The 26,086-nt window shown below is 34.1% G+C and carries 22 protein-coding genes and 1 pseudogene; 8 read left to right on the plus strand and 15 right to left on the minus strand.

The window, feature by feature from the left end; genetic code table 11:
- The first annotated feature begins 514 nt into the window (after window positions 1–514).
- Complete coding sequence (locus N178_RS23225; RefSeq protein ID WP_045295203.1) at window positions 515–1,144, plus strand: recombinase family protein; 630 nt, start codon at window positions 515–517, stop codon at window positions 1,142–1,144.
- Window positions 1,145–1,428: 284 nt separating this feature from the next.
- Here the strand turns inward: N178_RS23225 and N178_RS23230 are convergent, their stop codons facing one another.
- The 4 genes from N178_RS23230 to N178_RS23245 all read right to left on the minus strand — a co-directional run bounded on the left by N178_RS23230 (window position 1,429) and on the right by N178_RS23245 (window position 7,075).
- The gene (locus N178_RS23230; protein WP_045295205.1) at window positions 1,429–2,817 is read right to left on the minus strand and encodes an amino acid permease; all 1,389 of its coding nucleotides are present in this window, start codon (window positions 2,815–2,817) and stop codon (window positions 1,429–1,431) included.
- Window positions 2,818–2,988: 171 nt separating this feature from the next.
- Entirely contained in the window at window positions 2,989–3,909 is a 921-nt protein-coding gene (locus N178_RS23235; protein ID WP_045295207.1) for a proline dehydrogenase family protein, read from the minus strand.
- 70 nt (window positions 3,910–3,979) lie between these two features.
- Window positions 3,980–5,545: an L-glutamate gamma-semialdehyde dehydrogenase gene (gene pruA / locus N178_RS23240; protein ID WP_045295209.1), complete on the minus strand. Its 1,566-nt coding sequence runs from the start codon at window positions 5,543–5,545 to the stop codon at window positions 3,980–3,982.
- A gap of 1,197 nt (window positions 5,546–6,742) precedes the next feature.
- Window positions 6,743–7,075 carry a hypothetical protein gene (locus tag N178_RS23245; protein WP_045295211.1) on the minus strand — a complete coding sequence of 111 codons (333 nt, stop codon included), beginning with the start codon at window positions 7,073–7,075 and terminating at the stop codon, window positions 6,743–6,745.
- 598 nt (window positions 7,076–7,673) lie between these two features.
- Between N178_RS23245 and N178_RS23250 the strand changes: the two genes are divergently transcribed.
- Complete coding sequence (locus tag N178_RS23250) at window positions 7,674–9,074, plus strand: sucrose-specific PTS transporter subunit IIBC (RefSeq protein ID WP_045295213.1); 1,401 nt, start codon at window positions 7,674–7,676, stop codon at window positions 9,072–9,074.
- 466 nt (window positions 9,075–9,540) lie between these two features.
- On the opposite strand, the gene N178_RS23255 is transcribed toward N178_RS23250, so the two are convergent.
- Together N178_RS23255 and N178_RS23260 are read right to left on the minus strand one after the other, a co-directional pair.
- Window positions 9,541–10,020, minus strand: a complete 480-nt coding sequence (locus N178_RS23255) for a site-2 protease family protein (protein ID WP_045295214.1) — start codon at window positions 10,018–10,020, stop codon at window positions 9,541–9,543.
- Window positions 10,021–10,556: 536 nt separating this feature from the next.
- A complete protein-coding gene (locus N178_RS23260; protein WP_045295216.1) occupies window positions 10,557–10,829 on the minus strand; it encodes a GlsB/YeaQ/YmgE family stress response membrane protein in 273 nt (90 codons plus the stop codon).
- Between the two features lie 479 nt (window positions 10,830–11,308).
- Between N178_RS23260 and N178_RS23265 the strand changes: the two genes are divergently transcribed.
- From N178_RS23265 to N178_RS23275, 3 genes are read left to right on the plus strand one after another with little or no spacing between them, the layout of a single operon-like run.
- Window positions 11,309–12,850: a spore germination protein gene (locus N178_RS23265; RefSeq protein ID WP_045295217.1), complete on the plus strand. Its 1,542-nt coding sequence runs from the start codon at window positions 11,309–11,311 to the stop codon at window positions 12,848–12,850.
- Window positions 12,831–13,934: a GerAB/ArcD/ProY family transporter gene (locus N178_RS23270; protein ID WP_045295219.1), complete on the plus strand. Its 1,104-nt coding sequence runs from the start codon at window positions 12,831–12,833 to the stop codon at window positions 13,932–13,934. The genes N178_RS23265 and N178_RS23270 overlap by 20 nt, the downstream gene beginning before the upstream one ends.
- Window positions 13,931–15,055 (plus strand): Ger(x)C family spore germination protein, encoded by a 1,125-nt coding sequence (locus N178_RS23275; protein WP_045295221.1) that lies wholly within the window; start codon window positions 13,931–13,933, stop codon window positions 15,053–15,055. The genes N178_RS23270 and N178_RS23275 overlap by 4 nt, the downstream gene beginning before the upstream one ends.
- Before the next feature lie 366 nt (window positions 15,056–15,421).
- Here N178_RS23275 and N178_RS23280 read toward each other — a convergent pair whose 3' ends face one another.
- Window positions 15,422–15,655, minus strand: a complete 234-nt coding sequence (locus tag N178_RS23280) for a site-specific integrase (protein ID WP_045295223.1) — start codon at window positions 15,653–15,655, stop codon at window positions 15,422–15,424.
- 657 nt (window positions 15,656–16,312) lie between these two features.
- On the opposite strand from N178_RS23280, the gene N178_RS23285 reads away from it, so the two are divergent.
- Window positions 16,313–16,513, plus strand: coding sequence for a cold-inducible protein YdjO-related protein (locus N178_RS23285; protein WP_045295224.1), 201 nt, complete (start codon window positions 16,313–16,315; stop codon window positions 16,511–16,513).
- A gap of 235 nt (window positions 16,514–16,748) precedes the next feature.
- On the opposite strand, the gene N178_RS23290 is transcribed toward N178_RS23285, so the two are convergent.
- The 4 genes from N178_RS23290 to N178_RS23305 form a co-directional block, all read right to left on the minus strand.
- Window positions 16,749–16,949, minus strand: coding sequence for a cold-shock protein (locus N178_RS23290; RefSeq protein ID WP_045295226.1), 201 nt, complete (start codon window positions 16,947–16,949; stop codon window positions 16,749–16,751).
- 1,002 nt (window positions 16,950–17,951) lie between these two features.
- Complete coding sequence (locus N178_RS23295) at window positions 17,952–18,182, minus strand: hypothetical protein (RefSeq protein ID WP_045295227.1); 231 nt, start codon at window positions 18,180–18,182, stop codon at window positions 17,952–17,954.
- Between the two features lie 73 nt (window positions 18,183–18,255).
- Window positions 18,256–19,437 carry an MFS transporter gene (locus N178_RS23300; protein WP_237758595.1) on the minus strand — a complete coding sequence of 394 codons (1,182 nt, stop codon included), beginning with the start codon at window positions 19,435–19,437 and terminating at the stop codon, window positions 18,256–18,258.
- 366 nt (window positions 19,438–19,803) lie between these two features.
- Complete coding sequence (locus N178_RS23305) at window positions 19,804–20,082, minus strand: ArsR/SmtB family transcription factor (protein ID WP_045295230.1); 279 nt, start codon at window positions 20,080–20,082, stop codon at window positions 19,804–19,806.
- 283 nt (window positions 20,083–20,365) lie between these two features.
- Here N178_RS23305 and N178_RS23310 point away from each other — a divergent pair, with 283 nt between their 5' ends.
- Window positions 20,366–21,244, plus strand: coding sequence for a LysR family transcriptional regulator (locus N178_RS23310; protein ID WP_045295232.1), 879 nt, complete (start codon window positions 20,366–20,368; stop codon window positions 21,242–21,244).
- A 179-nt stretch (window positions 21,245–21,423) separates the two neighbouring features.
- On the opposite strand, the gene N178_RS23315 is transcribed toward N178_RS23310, so the two are convergent.
- From N178_RS23315 to N178_RS25550, 3 genes are all read right to left on the minus strand, one after another.
- Complete coding sequence (locus tag N178_RS23315) at window positions 21,424–21,843, minus strand: MarR family winged helix-turn-helix transcriptional regulator (protein WP_045295234.1); 420 nt, start codon at window positions 21,841–21,843, stop codon at window positions 21,424–21,426.
- A gap of 237 nt (window positions 21,844–22,080) precedes the next feature.
- Entirely contained in the window at window positions 22,081–23,268 is a 1,188-nt protein-coding gene (locus tag N178_RS23320; protein WP_045295235.1) for an MFS transporter, read from the minus strand.
- A 437-nt stretch (window positions 23,269–23,705) separates the two neighbouring features.
- Window positions 23,706–24,197: a hypothetical protein gene (locus N178_RS25550; protein WP_052942424.1), complete on the minus strand. Its 492-nt coding sequence runs from the start codon at window positions 24,195–24,197 to the stop codon at window positions 23,706–23,708.
- A gap of 386 nt (window positions 24,198–24,583) precedes the next feature.
- On the opposite strand from N178_RS25550, the gene N178_RS23330 reads away from it, so the two are divergent.
- On the plus strand, window positions 24,584–24,751 hold the full coding sequence (locus N178_RS23330; RefSeq protein ID WP_033580113.1) for a gamma-type small acid-soluble spore protein: 168 nt from the start codon (window positions 24,584–24,586) through the stop codon (window positions 24,749–24,751).
- Between the two features lie 72 nt (window positions 24,752–24,823).
- On the opposite strand, the pseudogene N178_RS28075 reads toward N178_RS23330, so the two are convergent.
- A pseudogene (locus N178_RS28075) lies at window positions 24,824–25,759 on the minus strand (zinc-binding dehydrogenase); the annotation flags it as partial.
- Window positions 25,760–26,086: the final 327 nt, after the last annotated feature.

Below are 26,086 nucleotides of genomic sequence, written 5' to 3' on the forward strand. Positions count from 1 at the left end.
AGCTTTTCTTTTTATTATGTAAATAGGGATAAGGTAGTTGATAAAGGAAAATATATACTCGTGCATATTGGTTCTTAAAACCCAACTCCAACGAGTCCACCACTCTTTCTAAGCTGCGAATTTTTTGTGTTTAAAACAAAAAAATGTAATCGTTTTCTAATTTGATTTGTTGTAAAATAAAAAAGGCATGTTAATTGGAGATTTTTCGAAATGTCATCTTAACTCATTGAGCCTATTCCCACATCACAGCACCAGGGAATAGGCTTTTTTATGCAATTATGGATATAGTATTTAAACCTATATTTAAAGTGGAATTATTTGTATAAATTTAACAATAACACAAAATATATAGTTCATAAAAGTATATATTTACGGACTTTTAGTTTTTATAAGAAATTTATCATTTTTGTGGTTCATTTAAGTTTAAAAATAAATTACGAACGTTCTCTTTTGTAAATGAACTTTTACGAACGTTTTTTTGATAGAATAAGAGGAATAAACCTATAAAAGGAGTATAAAAAAGGAAAGCAGAAGATTTGGATATATACGTGTGAGTAGTCGAGATCAAAATGAAGGTCATCAACTTCAATCTATGCAAGAAGTAGGTATTTCTCCTCGAGATATTTTCATTGATAAACAAAGTGGTAAAAACTTTAATCGAGAACAGTATCAATTATTGAAGCGAATGATTGGCAAAGGGGATATCCTTTATATTCATTTGTTAGATCGTTTTGGTCGTAATAAAGAAGAAATCTTACAAGAGTGGAATGCGATTAAAAAAGAGACTGAGGCTGATATTGTCGTGTTGGATATGCCATTGCTTGATACAACTCAGTACAAGGACAGTTTAGGAACATTCATTGCCGATCTAGTTCTTCAAATTTTGTCTTGGATGGCTCAAGAAGAACGGGACCGAATTCGTAAGCGACAACGTGAGGGTATTATTGATGCTGAGCTAAATAAGGGAGTATCTTTTGGGCGACCTAAAGCTCAAGTCAGTAGGGAGTTTATTGAAGTTTATAATCGATGGAAGCAAACAGAAATTACAGCTGTACAAGCAATGAAGGAGGCAAACTTAAAAAAGACAACGTTTTATAAGTTAGTGAAGCAACATGAAAATACGCTTGATGTGACTACTATATAATAGGAAAAGCTCGTCTGAAAATTGCTTACTCTTAGAGATAAGCTTATTTTAGACGAGCTTTTTATAATGAATCATACAATAAAAGGGATTAGTATACATCCAACTCTAATTTAGAATCACTAAAATAAATAACCTCCGAAAGGATTTTACAACCTTGGATCTCTCTAAAGGTTTTTCTTGCTTCTATTTCGTTTTCATATTCAAACATCGTAGTATTGTTTAGATTTGAATAAGTAGTGATTATCCACATAAAAATAGCTCCTTTATTTGTATTGGCTTTAAATTTAAGAAATATTTTTCTCTACTTCTACTTTTGTTATATTCCTTCTGTTTTTTGTAAGAAAGAAAGATCCTACAATGAATAAAGCTATGAGTAAAGTTAAAAAGAACTGTGTACGTAAAGAATCAATAAAAGGCATTGCGATAAAAATACTAGTAATGCCAACAATCGTGCCGTATGTCAAGTAAGGAAATAGCCACATTCTTATTTTGAGTTTCTCAGGCTGCTCCTTTTCATAATTTTTACGCATACGTAATTGAGAGAAAGCGATTACCAAATATACAAGAAGGGCGACTCCCCCAGAAGCATTGACTAGAAACAAAAAAATCTTATCAGGAGAAAGATAATTAAAACCTACGCTGATATAAGAAATAATTGTACAGCCTATAATTGCATTAAAGGGGATTCCTTTTCTATTCACCTTTAAAAACAGCTTAGGAGCATCTCCTTTCTGAGCCATAGAAAATAACATACGAGAACTTGTATAAAGACCTGAATTTAAGCAAGAAAGTACAGCTGTTAACAAGATAAAATTCATTACTTGAGCTGCTGCTGGAATATTGACAATTTCTAAGAGCGATACAAAAGGGCTTTTCATCAAACTAGAAGAATCCCAAGGAAGAACTGTTACAAGAATCAGGATAGAGCCAAGATAGAAAAGTAAAATTCTATAGATGACGGTATTTGTTGCGGATATAATTGCTTTTTCTGGATGAGGTGATTCTCCTGCAGCTGTGGCTACAATCTCTGTTCCCATAAAGGAGAACATTACAACAGTTACTCCTAAGAAGATCGAACTTATTCCATTGGGAAGGAATCCACCTCTGTCGAGAAGGTTTGATGTACCAGGTGATTCTACTCCTGGTATAAAACCACATATAATAGCTCCACCAAGGATTAAAAACAGACCCAAACTTACCACTTTAATTAAAGAAAACCAATATTCAAATTCACCAAAAGATTTAACAGAAAATATGTTAGTTAAAGTTAACAGAAAGGTAAGAATTAAGCTCACGGACCAGGATGGCAAAGAAGGAAACCAATATTGAATAATTGTTGCACCAGCTATTGCTTCTACCGCAATAACAATAACCCAAAAGAACCAGTACAACCAACCAATAGTATATCCAGCCCATGGTCCAAGTGCCTCTCTGGCGTAAGTAGCAAAAGACCCACTGGATGGATTGGCTGTTGACATTTCACCTAGCATCCGCATTACTAAAATGACTAATAAACCAGCAAATGCGTACGAGATAATTGAACCGGGTCCTGCAGTGTTAATTAATGTTCCACTTCCAATAAATAGTCCAGCACCAATGACACCACCAAGAGAAATCATGGTAATATGCCGCGTTTTTAGTTCTTTTTTGAGCTCAGGCTGTTGATCGTACATATTTTATAACCTCCTTTGTAAAAATTAATATTCCTATCCATAAAGAAAGAAAATTTAATAGTGGAGTAGAGAAGAAAGTCATCAGAAAAAGCCTTTGCTCACATAACAAAGGCTCTTTAATTTTTTTGACAGAACCTCAAAGATATCTAAATATTATGAAAATTTAGATATTCATTTAGAAAAAAAGCCTTTTAGTGCAAATGCAACATTTTGTGGTCTTTCTGCCATACGACGCATAAAATATCCAAACCAGTCATTTCCAAAAGGGACATACACACGCATTTTATAGCCTTCTTTAGCTAAACTCAACTGCATATCGGTTCTAAATCCGTATAGCATTTGAAACTCAAATTGATTACGATTAATGTGATGTTTTTTAGCAAATTCTTTTACTTTTTCGATAATATTATGATCATGAGAGGCAATGGCTGTATAGCTTCCACTTAATAGATGTTCTTCAATAATTCTCATGTAATTATTGTCTATTTCCTTCTTTTCTTGATAAGCTACTGTAGGAGATTCTTGGTAAGCCCCTTTAACTAACCTAAGAGAAATGCCTTTTAAGTCTTTTACATCTTGCTCAGCTCGAAATAAATATGCTTGAATAACTGTACCTACGTTATCATAACCATATATTTGACGTAATTCTTTTAAGATATCTAATGTAATTTGGCAATGTGCATAGTCTTCCATATCAATTCGTACAAAATTATTATACTTTTTTGCTGTTTCAAGGATTCGACGCATGTTTTCCAAACAGAAATTTGAATCAATATCTAAACCAAGCTGGGTCATTTTAACGGATAGATTACACTTTACACCTGATTCCCCCATAGCTTCTAATGTACGCACGTTATACTGTGTTGCTTCTACAGCTTCTTCTCTACTGGATACAAATTCTCCTAAATGATCGAGAGTGCAAACTAACCCCTTTTGATTTAATTGATTTACTTTCTTGATGGCGCTCTCAATTGTGTCCCCCGCCACAACTTGGGAAGCTCCAAATTTAAGACCCCATTTTTTTGCAGCCTTATTTAGTACTCTGTTTTGAGAAACATGAAGAAAAACATTTTTTGAAACCTCTGCTAACATGAAAATCCCCCCTAAATATATGTACCTTTCTTTAAAACCGGGACAGCCTCGAAAAGCTGTCCCATTGTTTTTAAAGTGCTGTACTTGTTGTTTTTGCTTGCATGTGCAGGATTAAGTAATCCGGTCCTCCTGCTTTTGAATCAGTTCCAGACATGTTAAATCCACCAAACGGATGATACCCTACAATTGCACCTGTACAACCACGGTTGAAATAAAGATTACCTACATGAAATTCTTCTTTTGCTCTTTCAATATGAGCAGGTGTACTAGAAAGCAAGGCACCTGTCAAAGCATAGTCAGTATTATTTGCAATCTCCATCATATGATCGAAATCGCGTGCTTTACAGAAAGCTACTACTGGACCAAAAATCTCTTCTTGCATTAGGCGTGCTTTTTCATCGACATCTGCGAAGATTGTGGGCTGGATGAAGTAACCCTTAGAGTCATCTGCTTCTCCACCTGTCATCAAGCAACCCTCTTTCTTACCAATTTCAATATAAGATAATACTTTGTTATAAGAAGCCTCGTGACTAACAGGTCCCATATAAGTAGATACATCTTCTGGATTCCCTACTTTTAATGTTTTTGTTAATGCAACTGCTTTTTCAAGTACAATGTCATACACATCTTGATGAACCACAGCACGAGAACCAGCTGAACATTTTTGTCCTGAGAAGCCGAATGCAGAGTACACGATAGAAGATGCTGCTAAATCTAAATCTGCATCTTTATCAACAACCACTGTATCTTTTCCACCCATTTCAGCAATAACACGTTTTAACCATTTTTGACCTGGTTGTACTTTTGATGCTTTTTCATAAATACGGCAACCAACTTCACGAGAACCTGTGAATGAAACAAAACGTGTTTTAGGATGTTGAACTAAATAGTCGCCAATCTCAGGTGTAACGCCTGGAATAAAATTTAGTACTCCTTTAGGAAGCCCAGCTTCCTCCATTACTTCTACAAATTTCGCTGCTACGACAGGAGTTGCATCAGCAGGTTTTAATAAGATTGTGTTTCCCGTAACGATTGCTGCAGCTGCAGTTCCTGCCATAATAGCTAACGGAAAATTAAATGGAGAAATAATGATTCCTACACCAAGTGGGATATAATTAAATTTATTTTCTTCGCCTTCACGACTTTGTACAGGTACTCCGTCCTTTAACTTCAACATTTGGCGTGCATAAAACTCTAGAAAATCAATAGCTTCTGCTGTATCTGCATCAGCTTCATTCCAAGGCTTACCAGCTTCCTTAACTAAATAGCTTGAGAATTCATGTTTACGACGACGGATAATGTCAGCTGCACGGAATAAAATGTTTGCGCGTACTTCTGGATTTTCTTTTTTCCATGTATTGAATGTAGAAAGAGCTGTTTGCATAGCTTTTTCAGCTAATTCTTGATTCGTTTTAGACACTCGTCCAATAACCTCTACTTTATTTGCTGGGTTAATTGATACAATTTTTTCATCTGTTGTAATTAACTCATCACCAATAACTAGGGGATAATCTTTTCCAAGTTGGGAGTGTACAGTTTCTAAAGCTTTTTTGAATTCTTTTTTATTTTCTTCAAGCTTGAAGTCTGTAAAAGGCTCGTGTTTATATGCTTTGATTTCTGTAAGAGTTGTTGTCATTGTACTATTCTCTCCCTTAAAAGTTTTAATAGATTTCTAATTTTAAAATTGATGTGTTTCGTAGTACTGGCCAATACTATCTTCAAATTATCAATATTTATCAGATAACCGGTTCTAAAAGTTTAAAATAATGTATTAATTTATAATTTTTAGAACATTTTATCTTTATAAGAATGTATTATAAACACCTTTGATGGGTTTTGTACATATTTTTTTTACGAAAGTGTTCATTTTTTTATTTTTGAACACTTTTGTTCATACGATAGAATGATTATATTACTTTTAAGGTTTTATGCAAATATATGGTTAGATAACCTGACATATTTTTTATATTTAATATTCAGGTATTCCAGAATGAGCTAATAGCTTTCCTAATTGACTATCCCTTTAAAAAACGCTGTCTAATTAAATTAAAACTTTATTTTGATAAAGTTCACCCTTGGACTCATTTGAAACTGTTACAAAACTATTTTCAAATATAATTACAAATAAGAAACTATGAATAAAATTATGTAATATCCTTGTTCCCATAGCTTTTAATAAATTAGATTACAGCAGAAAAGTAAACTTGATACGTTGATGAAGCTTTCACAGAGGATACGAACAATTCCACTGAATTAAAAACTATTGACACTACATTTACTAGCGTCATTATGATAGATAAGTCTTTAACTTACAAATGTTATCCAATCATGTAAATATGAAGTTATTTATAGTTTTTAAATTCCCCTAAAGGTAAAAATCACTATAAGATCATCTTCTAGTCAAGTAATTTGGAATAAGGAATATAGAAAGATTCCTTCACCCTAAATACTCTTTCAGTAAAATAATTGTCTTTGGAAATAAGAATGACAGCTATGTTTTAAACACCTTAGTTTTTAACGAGAATTAATCTTGGACTAACTACATTTATTTTTTATAGAAAAGATTTTAATTGGTTCCTAAAATCAAACTTATGGTAACTAAATTAGAAAAGAAAAAGCCTATATTTGTCGTAATCAATTCTAATTTCTCTCTTTGAACCATCTCTCAGAGTGAATACTCTAAACCAATCTTTCATGTAATCATATTTCCTTAAAAATGAAAAGAGCAACCATCATATACTGGCTGCTCTCTCCTAGCAAAAATGCACTCACACAAACGTGTATGTGAACGTATTAGTGTTATACTATATCCGTAATAAAAAAGGAATAATTTCTATTTACCTTGATACATTATTAATCGCTCTTTTGCTAAATTAATTAATTCCTTTAACTCTCTAACGGACTGTTTGTTATTACAATCACTTAATAAATCTATTGTGTCTTGCAAAAATTGTTCTCTTCTTTTTACTCTTTTATATTCAGCTCTATATTCTTCTGCCATCCTTGCTATTCGAGTAGAACCCTCACGAGGAGTCGCAACTTTTTCAAAATTTGAGGTACGAGGCTTTGTTCCTTTTTCATCAAACGTAGCATTGTCTGGATTCCTATTCCTCAATCCTGATTGACCCAAAATACTCCTTGCCGCCCGTTCTCTTCCAGTGGCCATTATCATTTCCCCTCTCTGCAATTGAGATTTGAAATAAACCGTCCTGTATAGATTCAATAACAGTAAAATAAATCCTTCTTTAAATATTTAGGTGCAGTTAAATAAAATCTTTGTTATTTTTTGAGTGGATAGGCAAGCTTACTGCAGTAGCTACATAGTATCTAAAGAATTGCGACTTCGTGACCTAATCAGTGGCTAATTCAGTAACGTTACCGCGTTAATACAAGCTTTATATGCGTAATTACGCACACTTCAAGTACCTTCTTTTTTATATAGCTATGTTTGTTTTTTAAGATCTGGAATTTAGAATCTCTGACTAACAAAAGAAAGCGTTGACATTTTCTTATTTCATAAACTATAATAAGCGAAAGAAACCGGTTCCAAGTTGACTTCTTACTTAACGAAATTGGCTCCTATGAAAGGAAACATTTAACTACATGTATGTTGTTTTTTAGTTTTTTTGGAACCGGTTCCTATTTGTTCGGGCTATATCTTTTATAGATAGCAAGAAATATAGTCGCGATCGGATCACGAATGTTAGTTTTTTTCTTATTACAATTTCATTATATTATCATCACCAAAGGGGTGTTATCATCAAATGGAAAAGGGTTACAAAGACATAGCTAGCAAAGTAGTTGAGGCAATAGGTGGAAGGGAAAACATTTCATCATTTGCTCACTGTGCAACAAGATTGCGTATTATGGTACATGATCAAACAAAAGTAAATCAAGAAGCAGTCGAAAATATAGAGAAAGTAAAAGGTGCATTTTATAATTCAGGACAATACCAAATTATCTTTGGTACAGGAACTGTTAATAAAGTATATGAAGCAGTAAATGAGTTGGGTATTAAAGGCACGTCTACAGCTGAAGTAAAAGCAGAAGCTAAGAAACAAGGAAACGCTTTTCAACGAGCTATCCGAACCTTTGGTGACGTTTTCGTTCCAATTATTCCAGTTCTTGTTGCAACCGGATTATTTATGGGTTTACGTGGGGTACTAACTCAAGAAACAGTGTTAAATTGGTTGGGTTATACACCCAATGATATCCCTGAAAACTTTATAATGTTTACACAAGTTGTCACAGATACAGCTTTTGCATTCTTACCAGCATTAATTGCATGGTCAGCCTTTAAAGTATTTGGTGGAAGCCCTGTTCTAGGAATTGTCTTGGGATTAATGTTAGTAAATCCAGCACTTCCAAACGCATATGCAGTAGGTTCAGGAGACGCACATCCTATTCACTTCTTTGGATTTATTCCAGTTGTAGGATATCAGGGTTCTGTTTTACCAGCTTTCTTTGTAGGTCTTATAGGAGCAAAATTAGAGCGTTGGATTCGTAAAAAAGTGCCCGATTCAATTGATTTAATACTCACGCCATTTCTAACATTATTAATCATGATTACATTAGGTCTCTTCGCTATCGGACCAGTCTTTCATTCATTAGAAAACGTAATTCTAACAAGCACAAAAGCAATTTTAGATTTACCGTTTGGTTTAGCTGGTATTATTATTGGTGGCCTACAACAAGTTGTTGTAATTACTGGCGTTCATCATATATTTAATTTACTTGAAATTCAATTATTAGCTGATACAAAATTTAATCCATTCAATCCATTAATTACTAGCGCAATCGTAGCTCAAGGGGCTGCAACGCTAGCAGTTGGATTGAAATCTAAAAATAAAAAAGTGAAAGCATTAGCATTCCCATCAGCATTTTCAGCCTTTTTAGGAATTACAGAACCGGCTATATTTGGAGTAAACCTAAGGTTCTTTAAACCCTTTATAATGGGCCTTATAGGAGGAGCAGTAGGGGGATTCTTAGCCTCGATTTTTCATCTAAAAGCAACAGGAATGTCTGTTACAGCTATTCCAGGATTATTATTGTACTTGAATAATCAGATTTTTATCTATATTTTCGTTAATTTGATTGCCTTTGCTGTATCATTTATTCTGACATGGCTGTTTGGTTATAACGACAAGATGCTTAAGAATCGGTAATTATATATAAATTATAAATTGTAATTAATAAACTACAATGAATGACATTAGAAAAAGCCTTATATCTAAATCCAGTATAAGGCCTTTTTAGCAAAGCTTAATCATTGATGTTGTAGAAAAAGAGAAGATTAAAGTCCTTCTCTTTTTTATATAATTTTATTTACTTATTTTTAAAATCTGAAATATACAATCCTTCACGCTGCCACTGCTGCTCATTATGTTCTACTTTAGACGGTATATGTTACCTTTCTCGCAGGGTATATAATGACATTTCCATCACACAAATGACCTTCTACCTGACAGGAGTAGAAGGTTTTTTGTTATCAATTATTATCAACATCAATACTGATTACTGAATTAACTACATTATTTAAAGTAGTTTTATTTTTACTGTCTAACTTATTGCACAAACGAAATAATATGTAGCTTTGTTGATCTTTCAATCTCTATCATTATTTCAGCCTTATTAATCAGGGTTACATGTTATTTTTCCATACCTCAATGCATCATAAATAGCACGTCCATCGCTTGAAGTTGTTTCTGTAAATTTAATAGGCAGTAGCGAGAAGACAATATAATAAACAGAAAAATAGACAAATTGGTAAGAAAAGAGACTTGCTGAAAGGATGTCATCCATAACTAAACCATTTATAAGGAAAATAGAAGCTAAATTAGCAATGGCACCTCCAGCATAGACACAAGCATGGGTAAATCGGTTGTCGTATTTTAGTTTTTCATATACACAAAAAGAATCCAAAAAGTAAACAGATTTTATTTTAATTTTCTTCCATTTAAAAATCGTTTTTCCTTTTCCAATGGTAAAATCCACTCTCCCTCCGAAAAAGATCGCCATGATAGAATGACCTAATTGATGAACAAGAGACACAAGTGGTAGTACAAGTAAGAAAGAAAACAAGAACTTAGGCATATCACTGAATCCAAACATACTTCCATCTCCTTTGCCATGAAATGATTTAATAAATCGTTGGCTTATTAAAGTAGATAAAATCTATTTAATAATGGACAGACTTTTCTCAACAGAGGTTGTGCCTTTTTAATCATATGTACAATCATCTGTTTGGCACCATGAAAGGCCTTTAGTCGGAGACTAGGACCAACCGGTTTTTAATAAAGCAGTAGGTAAAGTGATCAATAATCTTTCAACAGGGCCTATTAAGAAGAATATCTTCACTTTATTTTCAAACATTTTCCATAACAATAAACGACCCTATGTATCGTAAACAAAGTTACTAAGGTCGCTTATGTTATATTCTGATTTATTATTCTTTACTCTTTTTCTTTATAATAAAATATTTGGTTTGTCATTAAGTTTCTAACAGAATTTCGTTATCATGATTAATTTGATCGAACAAATAAGTAAGGTAAGAATCTAATTCAAATTGATTATCTTCAACAAAGTCGTCTAACACAAATTCACTTTCTTCTCTCATTTTTAATCACTCCAATTTATTTTTTAATTTATTATGCATGATAACCATGATTCTTTTTTTGTCCCATTTTTCTTAGAATAAAACTTACAATTAATACCAATACGATTGATCCAATAATGGCGGGGATGATCGCAAAGCCACCAATGACTGGTCCCCAACTTCCTAAGATCAGACTACCTAACCAAGAGCCAATAAAACCTGCGATAATATTGCCGATAATACCTCCAGGAACATCACGTCCTGTAAGTAAACTAGCGAGCCAGCCGATAATTCCACCTACAATTAGCGTCCATAGAATTCCCATAAATCATTCTCTCCTTTTAAAATAGTTAGTTGACTTTACCCTCCACTAAAATCCATTAATCCTGTTATTTTTTTCCTTGCTGAAGTTTTTCTTCAAATGGAATAGGGTTATATAGCTATGCTACTGCTTTATTTTATTCTTTTAGACACCTTCCAAACAGCCAATTTGATCACTGGACTCAGCTATCCTATCTAAAAAGTAAGTGCCCCAGAATTGTCTATACAACATAGCATAGCCATAGATTATTGAGCATTCATTCAACTTATTTTTAACATAGTTTCGAATGTAAAAGTTATATAGTTATACAGCTTTCAGGCTAATGTAATTAAACTTACAGATAAACAATTTTAATTCACTTGACAATCTCCCTGACATTACAAAAGATACGTAAAAGAAAGTTAAATCACTGGAATCTTTTACATACATCGATAATTAGTGGGGAAAATATCCTTAAATAAAAACATAGGAGCTTAGATTTAATGAAGTTCATTAAAAAATTATTAAAGTATAACAAGGATAAAAATGAAAATAATCCTTCAAAAAAAAGAGAAAAAGTCTCTAACCATGCTTTCTCAACAATTAAAGAGAATATCTCCACAATAAATCAAATTTTTTCAAATACAGAGGATTTAGTTATAAAAAGTTTAGAGATAAAGACTGTACAGGGCGTCATTATTTATCTTGAAACAATGGTAGATAAGGAAAAGATACAAAAATACGTTTTGAATCCTTGTTTACAATCACCCTTGGAACCAATCTCGGATATGCTCGGTGCTAACTTCCAGTCTGCCACTGTTTTTAATCAGGTTGAGGCTGCGCTTTTAGAAGGTTCTTGTGTTCTGAGTTTAGACGGTTATGCAAAGCTGTTTATTGTTGATGTCTCTCTATCAAAAGAACGTTCTATTACAGAACCGGAGAACGAAAAAGTTGTTCAAGGATCTCATGATGGGTTTATTGAAACCCTTTTGACCAACCTTCACTTACTTAGAAAAACAGTGCAAAGTCCTAATCTATCCGTGAAGTATCTTCCTACTGGTACACAAGTGAAATCTAAAATAGCACTTGTTTATTTAAATAACCTTGTTAATGAAGAAATAATTCATGAATGTGAATATAGGATAAAATCCATATCGATGGATAACGTTGTAAATATTGGATTTTTGGAAGAATTAATAGAAGATTCTACACTATCACCTTTTCCTCAACTATTAAATACAGAAAGAGTAGATCGTGTGGCAGGACATTTAAATGAAGGCAGAGTTGCTGTCTTAATGGAAGGAAGCCCAACTGCTTTACTTTTTCCGGTTACCTTTTTTGCTTTTTATCAGTCACCAGACGATTATAGTTCTCGGTGGATAATTGGGACGTTTATACGTGCTATTCGACATGCTAGTTTTTTGATTTCGATTATATTGCCAGCTTTTTATATTGCTGTTATCGCCTTTCACTTTGAAGTATTGCCTGATGAGCTTGTAAACCCTGTTGGAAGTTCAATTAATAAAATCCCCTTTCCCCCATTGATTGAAGCGTTAATTATGGAATTAACCATTGAATTAATTCGAGAGGCTGGAATACGCCTTCCCTCAAGAATTGGTCAAACCATTGGTATAGTTGGAGGGCTGGTTATTGGGGACGCCGTCGTTCAGGCAGGGCTTATCTCAACTACAATGATTGTTGTTGTCGCTCTAACTGCTATTTCTTCTTTTTGTGTTCCATCCCATGGAATGAGTGACGCGGTCCGGTTATTACGCTTTCCTTTTATGTTTCTCGCTGCCTCATTTGGATTTGTTGGAATTGTCTTTGGATATATTGTTCTTTTAGCTCATTTATGTAAGTTAGAATCTTTTGGTACGCCCTACTTTGCTCCATTTGCTCCACTTAGAATAAAAGATATTAAAGATACTTTTTTACGATTGCCCATTTGGAAATTAAAAACACGACCATTAGATTCACATCCTAAACATATTAAACAACAAGATCCTTTAAGGGGATGGAACTACAATGATACGAAAAGAAAATAGAATTTCAAATACACAATTGTTTTTTATCATTATTCAAGCTCAAATTGGAGTTGGTATTTTATCACTACCTCATGACGTATCACTAATATCAAAAAACGATGGATGGATATCAACTTTAATTGCAGGGGCAATGGTGCAAGTCATTATTCTGGTTTTGTGGGGTCTTGGCAGAAAATTTCCGTCTTTAACTATTTACGAAATAATCCCTCGTTTAATAGGAAAAAGGTTAGGAAAAATTATTGTTTTCTTTTATGCCATTTACTTTATTGTTACAGGAAGTCTAGTTTTATCTCGTTTCATTCAAGTAATTGATACGTGGATTCTACAGAGGACACCAAATTGGATATTAATTCTTTTAACGTTAGGAGTTTGCGTGTATCTTGTAAAAGATACTTTAAGAAGCATTGCTCGTTTTTATGTACTTGTTACACCATTATTAATTATCCTATTTGGTTTAGTTACATATGCACTGAAAGATGCTAATTTTCTATACATCTTTCCTATCGGTCAATCCGGTATACCAAATATAGTAAAGGGCTCTAAAGAAGCTATATTTTCAATGTTAGGATTTGAGTTTATGCTTTTTCTCTATCCATATGTAAAAGCAACTGATGGACGTAAACTTGTTGCGGTTTCAAGTGCTAACCTTTTCGTAACGCTGTTTTATACGTATATGGTGTTTGCTAGTCTAATCTTTTTTGAAACTAGGCAAGATCTCTATCTTACTCCCCAGCCTTTGTTGTATATGATTAAATCCTATTCCTTTCAGATTGTTGAACGAATTGATTTGTTTTTCTTATCCATTTGGGTTATATCTGTTGTTACATCTATCGCAAGCTGGATTTTTCTTGCCTCTAATGGTTTCAAATACTTTTTTGGACGTGCCAGTCACGCTAGGTTTCTTCCATGTACTGCGGGGATTGTTTTCATAATCGCTCTTCTTCCTAGAAATGAAACTGATCTTCAGAAATTTAATAAGATTTTAGAACCAGCACACTTAGGATTTATCGTGGTCATACCATTATTTCTATTCTTATTTTCGTTTTTCTTTGCTAAAAAAAGGTCCGGAGATCACAGTGTATGAAGATTAAAAGGTTAGTTACAATCAGTATATGCATATTGCTAACAACAGGGTGCTGGGATCAAAATTTGATGAAAAACGCCATCCTAATACAAACTATAACTTTTGATCGCACTGACGATGATAAATTTTTATTTGGAATTGCAATACCTGATATTTATAGCAACTTATTGACATCAGGACAAGAGACTCAAGCTAGTAATAGTCAAACTCTGTCTACAATTGCAAATACGCCTAGAGAAGGACGTATGAAATTAAATACAGAAATACCTGGTAATTTAGATGCTTCGAAAAATAAGCTTATATTATTCGGTGAACAATTTGCAAAAGGTGATATTTATCCATCTTTAGATGTAATTTGGCGTGATCCACGTAGTTCTATGAGTGCTAAATTGGCAGTAGTAAAAGGAGCTGCAGTAGATATACTCCGTGTTAAACCTAAATTAGAATCAAGTATTAGTCAAAACATCTTAAATTTAATACAAAGTACTGAAACAAATACCATCATTCCTGACGAAACCATACAGTCTCTTGCTTCAGAGATACTTGATCCAGGTGAAGACATTGTTCTTCCTTTATTAAAAATAGGCCATAATGGTACGGCTATTGATGTGGAAGGCCTAGCATTATTTAATGACAGAAAATTAGCAGGAACTCTATCTCGAGAAGAATCCACACTTTTTCTTTTACTAAATAATAAGAGAGGAAAATATGCGCGTTTTACAAAAAACATAAATGATAATAAGTCCAAGATGACAAATTTTATTTCTCTGAATGTTGATAATATGAGACGTAAACTAGATGTTTCAGTAAATAATGACGGAGACGTTTCTGTAAATCTAAACCTACGCTTAGATTTAGCAGTAGAAGAATTCCCTATAGGAAATGTACCTAAGAAACTTAATCAACTAAATGAAGAACTCTCAAAAAGCTTCACTAGTGAAGCAGGAGAAGTAATCCACAAATTGCAAGGAGCTAATTGTGATGCGTTTGGCATCGGAAGACGACTAATTGCTTTTCATCATGGATTCTGGTTAAAAAAGGATAAAGAAAGCTATTTTAAAAACGTAAAGTTTAAATCCAAAGTAGAAGTAGAGATTGTCCGGTATGGCATTGTTAAATAAATTAACAAAATTGAGAGAATACCGATGTAACACTTAGTTGAATTCGTTCTTTTGATAATAAGCCTCTTAAATAGGGGGCTTATTTATATTCATACCAGAAGTCAAAAAAGAAAACATATTATGTAATCATCTACCGATCTCTTACTGCAGTAAGGGTTCTTTGTTATTTTTCGATTGGACAGGCAAGCATACTGCAGTAGCTACATATTATCTAAAGAATCTTAACTTCATTATCTAATTAGTAGCTAGTTCAGTATCGCTACCATTAAGTATTTTTTGCACCAGAACCATAAAAACAGCTATAAAATGGCTTGTTATTATTTTAATCCAAATATTTCTGTTAGCATTCTGTTTTAACACCTACCATTAAAAATCTTGTTCCTTCCACAACAATCCAATTTCTTGTTCTCGCTGCAAGACTTTCTCCAAATAACGTTCCGTTGTTTTACGGTCACTATGTCCAAGCTCTTTTTGAATTAGAAAAATATCAGCTCCCTGCTGCCTACTATAAATCGCATAAAAATGACGAAAATAATGAGGCGTAATCCTGTCATTCCGTTCTTTTACAAAAGGTAATTCTGTTCGTTCAATGATACGCACAATATAATTACTTAAGTTTTTATATTGATAATACCATCTTTAGTTGGAAATAATGGACCTTGATCATTTGAATTTAATGCTGTACTGACATGACGTCGTTCTCGAAAAGCGAGAATTCGTTCATATAGCGATGGATGAAGTAACTTATCAAATTTCTTTCCACCCTTTCCTACTTCTCTTAGTCGATAATGGACACTTAAGGTGATATGCATTCATGACGTATTACGGGTACTATACAGGATCTCTGTTCGTGAGAGGAATTAGAACGTTTAAAAGAAGAATATATTCTACTTGATCTCGCCGACATGAAAGTACTAATGAAAGAAAACATTTTACTTTTAGAAAAAGTAATGAAGATATTGTGTAAGAATAAAGTGTATTAAATTGAGCAAACTACTCTAACTTCTAAACAATAAAACCCCCCACAAGAAAACGCAAAGGTATTAGTACACTTTGTATTTCCATTGTATGTTACACATCACACTAACAGCTATTCATCAAATATTGATTGTTGTGTCTTAATATCCAAACTCCTCCTTTTCACTCTTATTTTCAAATACGAGATCGATGCTAGTGAAATATGAACGAAATAAAAGATATAAAGTATTTATGCTCTCTTTATAAGGTATACTTCTAAAGAGAGGAGCAGTGATTAATATGTATTATAGTAAAAGAAATGAAGAACCTCCGATTCAAGAGGAAACAGAAATTTGGGAATGTACAGTAGAAGAGTGTAAAGGCTGGATGAGGAAAGACTTCTCTTACGATAGTCATCAGAAATGTCCTTTGTGTAAAAGTCAGATGGAAGCTAAAAAACGGCTTATTGATAAAATCCCCCGTAATCCGCATAGAAGATAATACAAACCTATGCTTTCTTAAAGATTAAACACTATCTATCCATAAAAAAGTCTTGGTTCATGTTTGCTTTCTATTTCTATTGTATGTTATAACTAGTTAACCTTGTATCAATCGTCTTGTCTAAAACCCAGGCTTTTTCAAAGCCTGGGTTTTCTATTGAACCAATAGTATGCTAATTATGAGACCATAACAAAAAAGACTCCTTCATAGGAATCTTTTTTGTTATCGCTTTTGATTATGCTTTGTGAACGTTAGCAGCTTGTGCTCCGCGTTGACCTTGCTCAATATCAAAAGTAACTTTTTGACCTTCTTCTAATGATTTGAAACCTTCACCTTGAATAGCACTGAAATGAACGAATACATCGTCTCCGCCTTCAACTTCGATGAAACCGAAACCTTTGTCTGCGTTAAACCATTTTACTGTACCTTGTGTCATAATGTTGCCTCCTGCTGTGGAATACTCCACAAATGTATTACTAATCTTGCCCAAACATACTATTTCAAGATAAAAACTTCTCATTAGGGTTTTTTCTTTTCTCAATATACCGAACAAAAATAAGTTATCTGTAGTGTAACACATAGTAGGATTGATAGCAAATAAGGAAAATAGCCCCTTCAACAAGTTCTAACTACTCATCTTTCCCCTACCAAGACTTATGATAGGCATATGTAGCATAGCTTATGAATGCTCGAGCATATTGAATATGTGTATATCTCCATTTATTATAGCTATTCATAATCATTCATTATTTAATCTTTCTTATAAATAAAGGATATATGTAATCCAAAAAACACCTGTTAGCTTTATTGAATTATAAAGTGGCTATTGGGATATTCTATATAGGGAAGAAGGAAAACAAGTTATTGATTACAACTAATCATTACAAAGCTTCTTACATTTGGGATGAGGTGTCTACAGCAGGCATATTTCAGAAAACCTTATTGTAAATCGATGTATGTTTGATTCATAAGGGGATGGTAGTCATGAACGTAGTAAGAATATATATAATGGGTAGACAATAATATTCATTTATCATTATACAAATGAGGTGTTTGTCCCAGACCAAGAACGATTTCGTTCACATTGTATATTTTTTAGCTCAATGCTTAAATGAGGTGTTTGTTAAAGAGAATATACTTTTTCAAGTTACTGTTTCATTAGGCAACGGAATTACGTAAATGAGGTGTTCCTTAAAGATCATATGCTGCATTAAAAGCTGATTTTTCCTTCTTCACATGACGGGATGCATAATCGTTTGCATCTCGTTTTTGTTATACATAATATCTAAGGTATACTTGTTTATTTGTATGTAAGGCTTCCATTAAGGTGTACAGAGTTCTCTACATAGGTTTTCTTTAAGTGTATCCGTACCCTGTTAATCGGTAATCATCACCGTAATCTACTGTGACAGACACCTCTTTTTTCTTCTCTTTACCATTAGCATATCCGTGGACTAATGTGGACTAATACTGTACTTAAATCTTCTCCATCTGAAAATTTAACATCTTTGAGAACAAACTCAATGTCTTCTTCGTCTTTCATATACGTAGCCGCTACTGCTGAAGCGAGTTTACTAATTTCCTTCTTATCCATTTCAACGGATGGTTTATGAAGGAACAAAATGAGGTTAAGCGGTTTAATCGATGTTCGCTTTGTATAGTGATTCAAAACAAAAAATAGCCAACGTAAAAAGCCACTTGTACAAAACAAGTGGCCTTTTGCTACTTTAGATATGAAACTTTTATTTTTCTATACAAAGATTGCTCTGAGCTTGTTTAGTCTGTTTTCGTTTAGATAGAACGTTGTCACCAACAATTACTACGACAGAAATGGCAAGAGCAAAAGCCCCAATCCAAGGAATATAATTCAATAAACCATTTTTGACAGCAATACCACCGATACCGGCTCCAGCTGCCATTCCAAGTTGTCCAGCAGCACTGTGTAAGCTAAGCACAATACTTGCTGCAGCAGGAGCAAGGCTTATAAGCTGAAATTGTATTGGCGCTCCGGAAGACCAAGCTGAAAGCGCCCAGAAAATAAGCAATACATAGAAAAGAAAAGCTAATTGACCGATAAACGGGAATAGCAGTAGTGCAATAGCATGGAGTAATATTCCTCCAGTTAATGTACGAAATGCCCCCCACTTATCTGTACTAAAACCTCCTAATTTGGATCCAATAGCGCTAGCAATACCAAATATAAAGAGAGCTGTAGTTACCCCTTGATTGCTCATTCCGAATGTATTTAAGAAATACGGTGAAATGTACGTAAATACAATGGAATATGAACCTAACCATAGAAACGTGATGAGCAAGTATGCTGAGATCCGTGGTTTCATAAGAAATTTAAACTGCTCACGCAAAGGTACAGGTTCTTCAGCAACTGTTTTTGGTATAGTAAACGACGCTAAGGCGGAGAAAAGTAATCCTACTAAACCAAGCCCAATGAATATTACATTCCAATCATAATGCGAAGCCACAACTCTTCCTATAGGTACACCTACAACTAAAGCAGTACTTTGCCCCGTAACAACTGTAGCAATCGCACCTCCCTGCTTTCCTGGAGCTGCTAAAACTGCAGCAAGGGTTAGAAGCGTAACTTGAATAACGCCGGCACTAAGCGCAGAGATGATTCTAGCTGCCATTAGCATTTCATAACCTGTTATAATCGCAATAAGAATATTGATGACAGAGAAAACGGTTAAAGCATAGACGAGAAGCTTTTTTCGTTCTAGTCGAGCAGTCATAGCAATTAGAAAAGGTGTCCCTGCTCCAAAAGCTACTGAGAACACAGTAATTAGCTGTCCTGCAGATGAAACTGAAATGTTATTGGCCTCAGCAATTCTGTCTAAGATTCCGGCAATAACATATTCTGATGTACCATTAAGAAAACTAATGGCAGCTAACAAATAAATTTTCCACATATTTGACAAAATAAATCACACCTTTTGTTTTTGTATTTCGGTATTTCCAGAAATACAGATTTAATTTCGTAAATTAACCGAGCGTTTGAAAAATTAACTTTAAAGAGCTGATCTTTGCGCGTAGACAAACTGACCTTTACAGTTTCTTGAAACATGTTTTATAAAGGTAACACACCATGAATTTAACGCGCTTATGATAACGATAGATGATTTGCTTTAGCCTTTTTATCTAAAGTACCAGTAATGGATATACTCAGAATTTAGATGAGGATACCTATTAAGCACTTTAGCCATAATCCAGACAAGAAAAATCATACCTCTTATTTCTATATTTCCTTAAGTATAGAAATATAGAAATAAGAGAAATTACCCCATCACATATGGAGCATACTTTCCAATTAACTCACGGTCTAGGCTGTAATATATATATGTTCCTTCTTTGTAAGTACTCAGAAGTCCGCAATCAGTTAATTGTTTTAAGTGATGGGATAAAGTTGATCCAGCAATTGATTCAAGTTTTGTCCCAATATCCGAACAACATAAATTTGCTTCATTAGCAAGCAAACGAGCAATTTTTAATCGTGTTGGTTCACCGAGTGCTTTATATATTTTTATCGCTTGCTGTAACTTCGAGTTATTCTCCATTGTTAGCACCCCGCTTTCCTAAATCAATTAGATACATCATATGAGTACAAGCTAACATTACAGTAGCAAATACACTATTGAGATCTCATTTGCTAAAGCCAAGTGCACTTTAAAAATAAAATCCTCAAAACAGTACTATAAGCCCAAATGAAAATAATTTATTGCCATTGCTAATTCTAATTATCTTCGGTTAATTTCTTGAAGTTTAATTCTCTTTCATGATACATTGGATTCTATTACAAATGAAATGCATATTAATTATATAGGAGATAACAAAATTGATATGAACAAATCACAAATTGAACTTATTGTCCGGATATCAGAAACAGGAAGTTTTACAAAAGCCGGTGAAGAACTACATATGACACAACCTGCGGTAAGTCGTGCTGTAGCAACAATTGAATCGCAACTAGGAACAAAGTTAATCAAGAGAGATAAGAAGAACGGATTATCTTTTACAGATGTAGGAGAGCGCATATTAATTACTTTTAGAACAATCCTGAGTGAATTACAAAAAGTAGATGAATTAATTGTGGCAGAACAGGGGTTAGAAATTGGGAAGGTACACATTGGCGCTTACCGAACTGCTTGTACTAGGTTTATTCCTAAGATCATACGTACAATGGAAAGTCAGTATCCTGGTATAGAAATCAAGCTTTCGGAAGGTAGTGTAGATCAAGTAAAAGAGTGGTTACGTTCCAAATGCATTGATGTAGGAATTATTATTCCTCCTGATAAAGATTTTGATACCGTACCTTTAATTAAAGATCAACTGATCGTACTTATGCACTCAAGCCATCCTTTATCTCAGAAAGAAACAATAAGTATTCCTGACCTACAAGGTGAAGATATACTAATTGGAAAATGCGGTTATGAGGTACAGATTCATGCTTTATTCAACGAGTATAACTTGACTCCTAAAGTACGGTTTGAAATGGATTATATAGAGACAGGATTAAGTATGATACAAGAAGGGTTAGGAATTACCATTACAACGAAACAAAATATTTGGTGGTTGCCAGACCAAGTCGTTTTTCGTGAATTAAAACCAGATACGTTTAGAGATATCAATATAGCAGTGCTAGATATGAAAGATACATCCAAAGCAACAGATGCCTTTATTCAAACAGCTCTCACTCTTTTTGCTCAAGAAGATGCTTAAATAGCACTTAAAGAAACATGTGTTGCTATTTAGTGCATATAAAAAAGACAGCCGGTTGATTCAAAAAGTGGCTGTCTTTTTTATTTCTACTCTTTTTAATCGTTGTTAATCAAACAAAAGAATGATGGAAGAATCAGTATAGGATCCTGATTAGAGAAAGGAATATTCAGTAACACGGCTTATTGTATACTATTATATACCTTGTTTAATAATGTCTTTAGTTGAGTATTTTCTTCATCACTTAATTGACGCGTGACGAAGAGGTGAGCGTCTTTAACTAAAGGTGAAAGAGTTTTCTTCAACTCTTCTCCCTTTTCTGTAAGAAATAGATAGTGTAAGCGACGATCTCGTTCACTGTACATTCTTTTTATGAGTTCTTTTTCTTCCATCGCATAAATCATTTCCACAATAGTTGTTTGTTTCTTATCAATTGCTTCTGCTAGTTCTGTTTGGGTTATCCCTTTTTGAGAGTCTAGAACACTAATGATGCTCCATCGTACTGGAGTCATGCCATAAGGTTTGAGCTTTTTCTTGAAATAATTCATTGCTCTTACATCTGTACGATGAATAAGATGGCTTGTTAAATCATGTAAATCCATAACGTCACCTCAGAAAGATAGAAAAATATGTCTTAAGCTAATAATCGAGTCATATAAGTCCTTATTAGTAGGCGATACCCACGCGTGATTCTATATAATCGCTACTATTTATCTGACCAAATGTATTCATGGGACCAAACCTCCTCTTGCACACAGTAATATCACTCTATACTTTAAAAGTTGTTATATCCGCTTTTTCAAAAGTTAAAATAAAAACCACGATTTACTTCGTGGTTTTTATTTCACAGGTAGACCCTCTGCTTTACCCCTAGCTGGTTTGGTAATTTTCCACCCTAATAAGATGGCAATGAATCCTATAATTATAAGAAGATATAATGTTGGAACGAAACTTCCTAGATAATCATGCAGAAGTCCAATTATGAATGGGCCGACTGCACCGATCATATATCCAATTGCTTGAGTCATTGCCGACCAAGTACTTGCTTCCATAGGGGAAGATGCCATATCTAATGGTAACAACAAAGTTAGCGACACAAGACCACCGGCACCAACTCCTAAACATATACTTGAAACAATAGGTGTTACGTTTGTAAAACATAAAAGGGATAAACCAATTATTATACTTAAGGTAAAGGTTGTAATCCAAAACCTTCTGCTCGGTAGCACTTTTAAAAGACTAGGTAATAAAAAAGTAGCTGGTAGCTGTGCAATCATAGCGATTGTACCTACAAGACCACCAAATGCTGGCGTCCACCCTTTTTCCTCTACAATGGCTGGCAGCCATGCTGCAAAACAATAAAATAGAAGAGTTACAATCCCTACAAAAGAAGTTAATAGCCAGGCTTTTTTATTTTTTAATGGTAAAGAAGCCTTAGTCTTTTGTGAAAAATTACTCGCAGGAATACGAGATTGTTTTATTACCATAAGCCAAAGTGGAACAGCGAGTAGAGCAAGAATACTCCAAAATGCTAATCCATTTTTCCATGAATGATTGAACCAGTGTTGAAGTGGTGTCGTTAGCCCAATAGAAATAGATGCACCCACTACCATTGAAGTAGAGTATATGCCTATCATCGATGCTGCCTTGTCTGGAAAATGACTTTTAATGAAACCAGAAAGCAAAGGGCTTACAACACCAATCCCTGCACCAATTAATAAAGCCGTTATTAACAGGTAAATTGAGGAATTTGTAAAGGCTCTTAGAAACGTTGCAATACCTATGCAAGTTATAGCGAAAGTAATCATCTTCTCTGGCTGATAGCGATTTGCTAAACGACCAGCAAATAACGAACAAAAACCAAAACATACCAAAGGAATGGAAGTGAGCAAACTAGCTAAAGTAGAACTCATACCTAGATCCTTCGTTATTCCATGCAATACTGGGCTAACTGAAGTTAGACCCGGCCTAAGATTAAATGCAGCTAGTATAAGTGCAAATAGAAACAATTTATTACGATTGACCATACTAATTACCTCCGGTTGATTTCTTGAAACTTAATCCTCTTCTATGGTACATTAGGCTTCGTTATAAATAAAATGCATATTAATTATATGGTATATAACAAAAATGATATGAACAAATCACAAATTCAACTTATTGTTCAGATATCGGAAACAGGAAGTTTTACAAAAGGCGGTGAAGAACTACATATGACACAGCCTTAAGTATGGTACAAGGAGGATTATGAATTACGATTACAACGAAAAGAAACTACTTGTCACTGCCAGAACAAGTAGTTTCTCGAGAGTTAAAGCCGAACACGTTCAGAAAAATTAATATAGCAGTGCTAGGAAAGGTACATCAAAAGAAACGGATGCCTTTATCCAAACGGCTCGTACCCTGTGTACTGATGAAGATGCTTAGATATTTTTATCACTTACCTAATAAAGGAATGCTCCTATTAATGCTCCCCATTATCTGACTTTATCTCTAGTTTCTTCGACATTATAAACTCACTCATATGTTGAAAACCATATAACAGGAGTTGTCTAACAGTCAAAATGGTTACATACTGAAAAGGATTAATTTTCTTAAGCTTAAAGATGCTGTCCTTTTTTAATTTAGGTACAACTACAAATGTAAATGTAGTATGAATCATAAAGTTTACAGCTATATACAGAGGCAATTTACGGTATGTGGATTTAAGCACCCACATAGATACAGTAAAAAAGGGCCCCCATGTCCACACATCTTCACCAGGAACTTTCGGATGTATGCTTTGTTTAAAAGACCAAAAATTCTTTCTCTTAGCATAAGAATTAAGGTATTTAGTTACCATACAAATAGCAATGGACGCTGGAAGAAAACGTTTAAAATCTTTGCCTTTCATAAATGAAAAGCTGGACCAACAAGTCATAACTAACAGTATTAAAAATAGTCTATTCTTTTTCATGATTTTATACACCTCTCTGTTTTAAGGTGTACATCTATTCTAAAATTACACAACGAATTATCTTAAGAGGATGCTGCCTAAGAATTATAATATATAATCGCTAAAAATTTGAACAAACTATTGATGATGTTTTCTTGTACATGTTACCTGATAGACCAACTTGCTGAGAGTGACAGCAGGTTGGTCTATTTTTCAACTCCAAAGCGTAATTGCCTCAAGGAAATTTAAATCAACGTAATGTTGATTACTCTAGCTTTTAAATACGTTCTGTTGCCTCATAGTGGCATGACCAATACTTCCTGAAATTCTCAATTTTTTCTTACCAGGTACTTCGAAGGATACTGTCTGTCCACTTGGATATATTAATTCTTGTGGAGGTGATAGTAATGGAAAACAAATACTCTAACAAGACAGCTTCAGGAACAGATGTACAACATGTGAAGCAAAAGAATGCTCAAGCATCTTCTGGCAAATACGGTACGGAATTTGCTAGTGAGACTGACGTACAACACGTTAAACGTCAAAACGCTCAGGCAAACAAAAATCAAAAATAATGTTAAAAGGGTTCTTTCATGCTCGTTGAAAGAACCCTTTGTGATACAAAGTTATTCTTCGGGAAGTAATAAAATTTCCCCCTCAGAAATTGCCTTAAGCATATCTTTAAACTCTGCTTTCGTTCCCAACACAGATCCATACATTGTAATATGTTTTAGATACAATGTTCTAAAATCAAAATTTTTATGCTGACCACCAGCAGAACCTGAAATGCAAAATTCCCCTCCGTTTTTTAGAACTTGAAGAGATATGGAAAACAAAGCATCTCCCACAACATCTAGAACGGAATCGACCGGACTTCCGTTCAGTTCTAAAATGTCTTCTGAAAGAGTATCAGATTTATATGATACTACGTGTGGGGCTCCTAATTCCTTAATTCTTTCTTGATTTTCTAAGTCCCCCGTGACTGCAATAACTTTAGCACCAAAGACTTTAGAGGCAATCTGTACATTTAATAATCCCACACCACCATTTGCTCCAGTTACTATAACTGTCTCACCTGGTTGAGCTTGAATTTGTTTGACCATGTGCCAAGCAGTTAACCCACTTACCGAAAAAACAGCACTTTCTGAATAGCTTGATAGGGGCATGTCAAAGCAAAGTTCAGCAGGCCAAACCACATATTCAGCATAACCACCATCGTATTCTGAACTTATAAAGGACATATCATCACATCAGCAATATGTTCGTACCCTTCTTCTCCACTAGATATAAAAGGGAATGACACAACATCTTTTCCCACTATAGACTCTTCTACTAACTTCCCTGCTTTTACTATTTCCCGTTATATCAGATCCTGGTGTACGTGGAAACTGGACTCCTTCCGGTCGCCATCCAGATTTTGAATCAGTACCGTAAGCACCCTCTCTCATCCAAATTTCTGTATTGTTAATAGCACAGGCCTTTACTTTTATAAGAACTTCATTTTCTTTCGGTTCAGGTATAGGAATTTCCACTAGGCTTAATTTACTTACGTCTCCATACCCCTTTACTTGTACAGCTTTCACAGAACAGTCACCTTCTTTTTTACGAATATAGTTTTTAATATATTTCATACGGCTGCTTATAATTTAGAAAAAAGCATGCATATTTCATTGTGCGCTCTTCTCTCTATTATCATAAAGTTTGGAATCAGTATACTTTTACGGACTTTTCTTTTTAATTCTGTTTCACAATGTCAAAAACCACTGGATAATTAAATTTGGAAATATTAATAAACTCTCTTTTTTATTGTTTTGTAACATGTCGCTGCCATATAATATACAAAAGTAGCTTTTATAAAAGTTATATAGACAGAAAAAACACCAGCAAAAGATTTTGCTGGCGGAAAGAAA

It is taken from the genome of Priestia aryabhattai B8W22, assembly GCF_000956595.1.
Classification (GTDB): domain Bacteria; phylum Bacillota; class Bacilli; order Bacillales; family Bacillaceae_H; genus Priestia; species Priestia aryabhattai.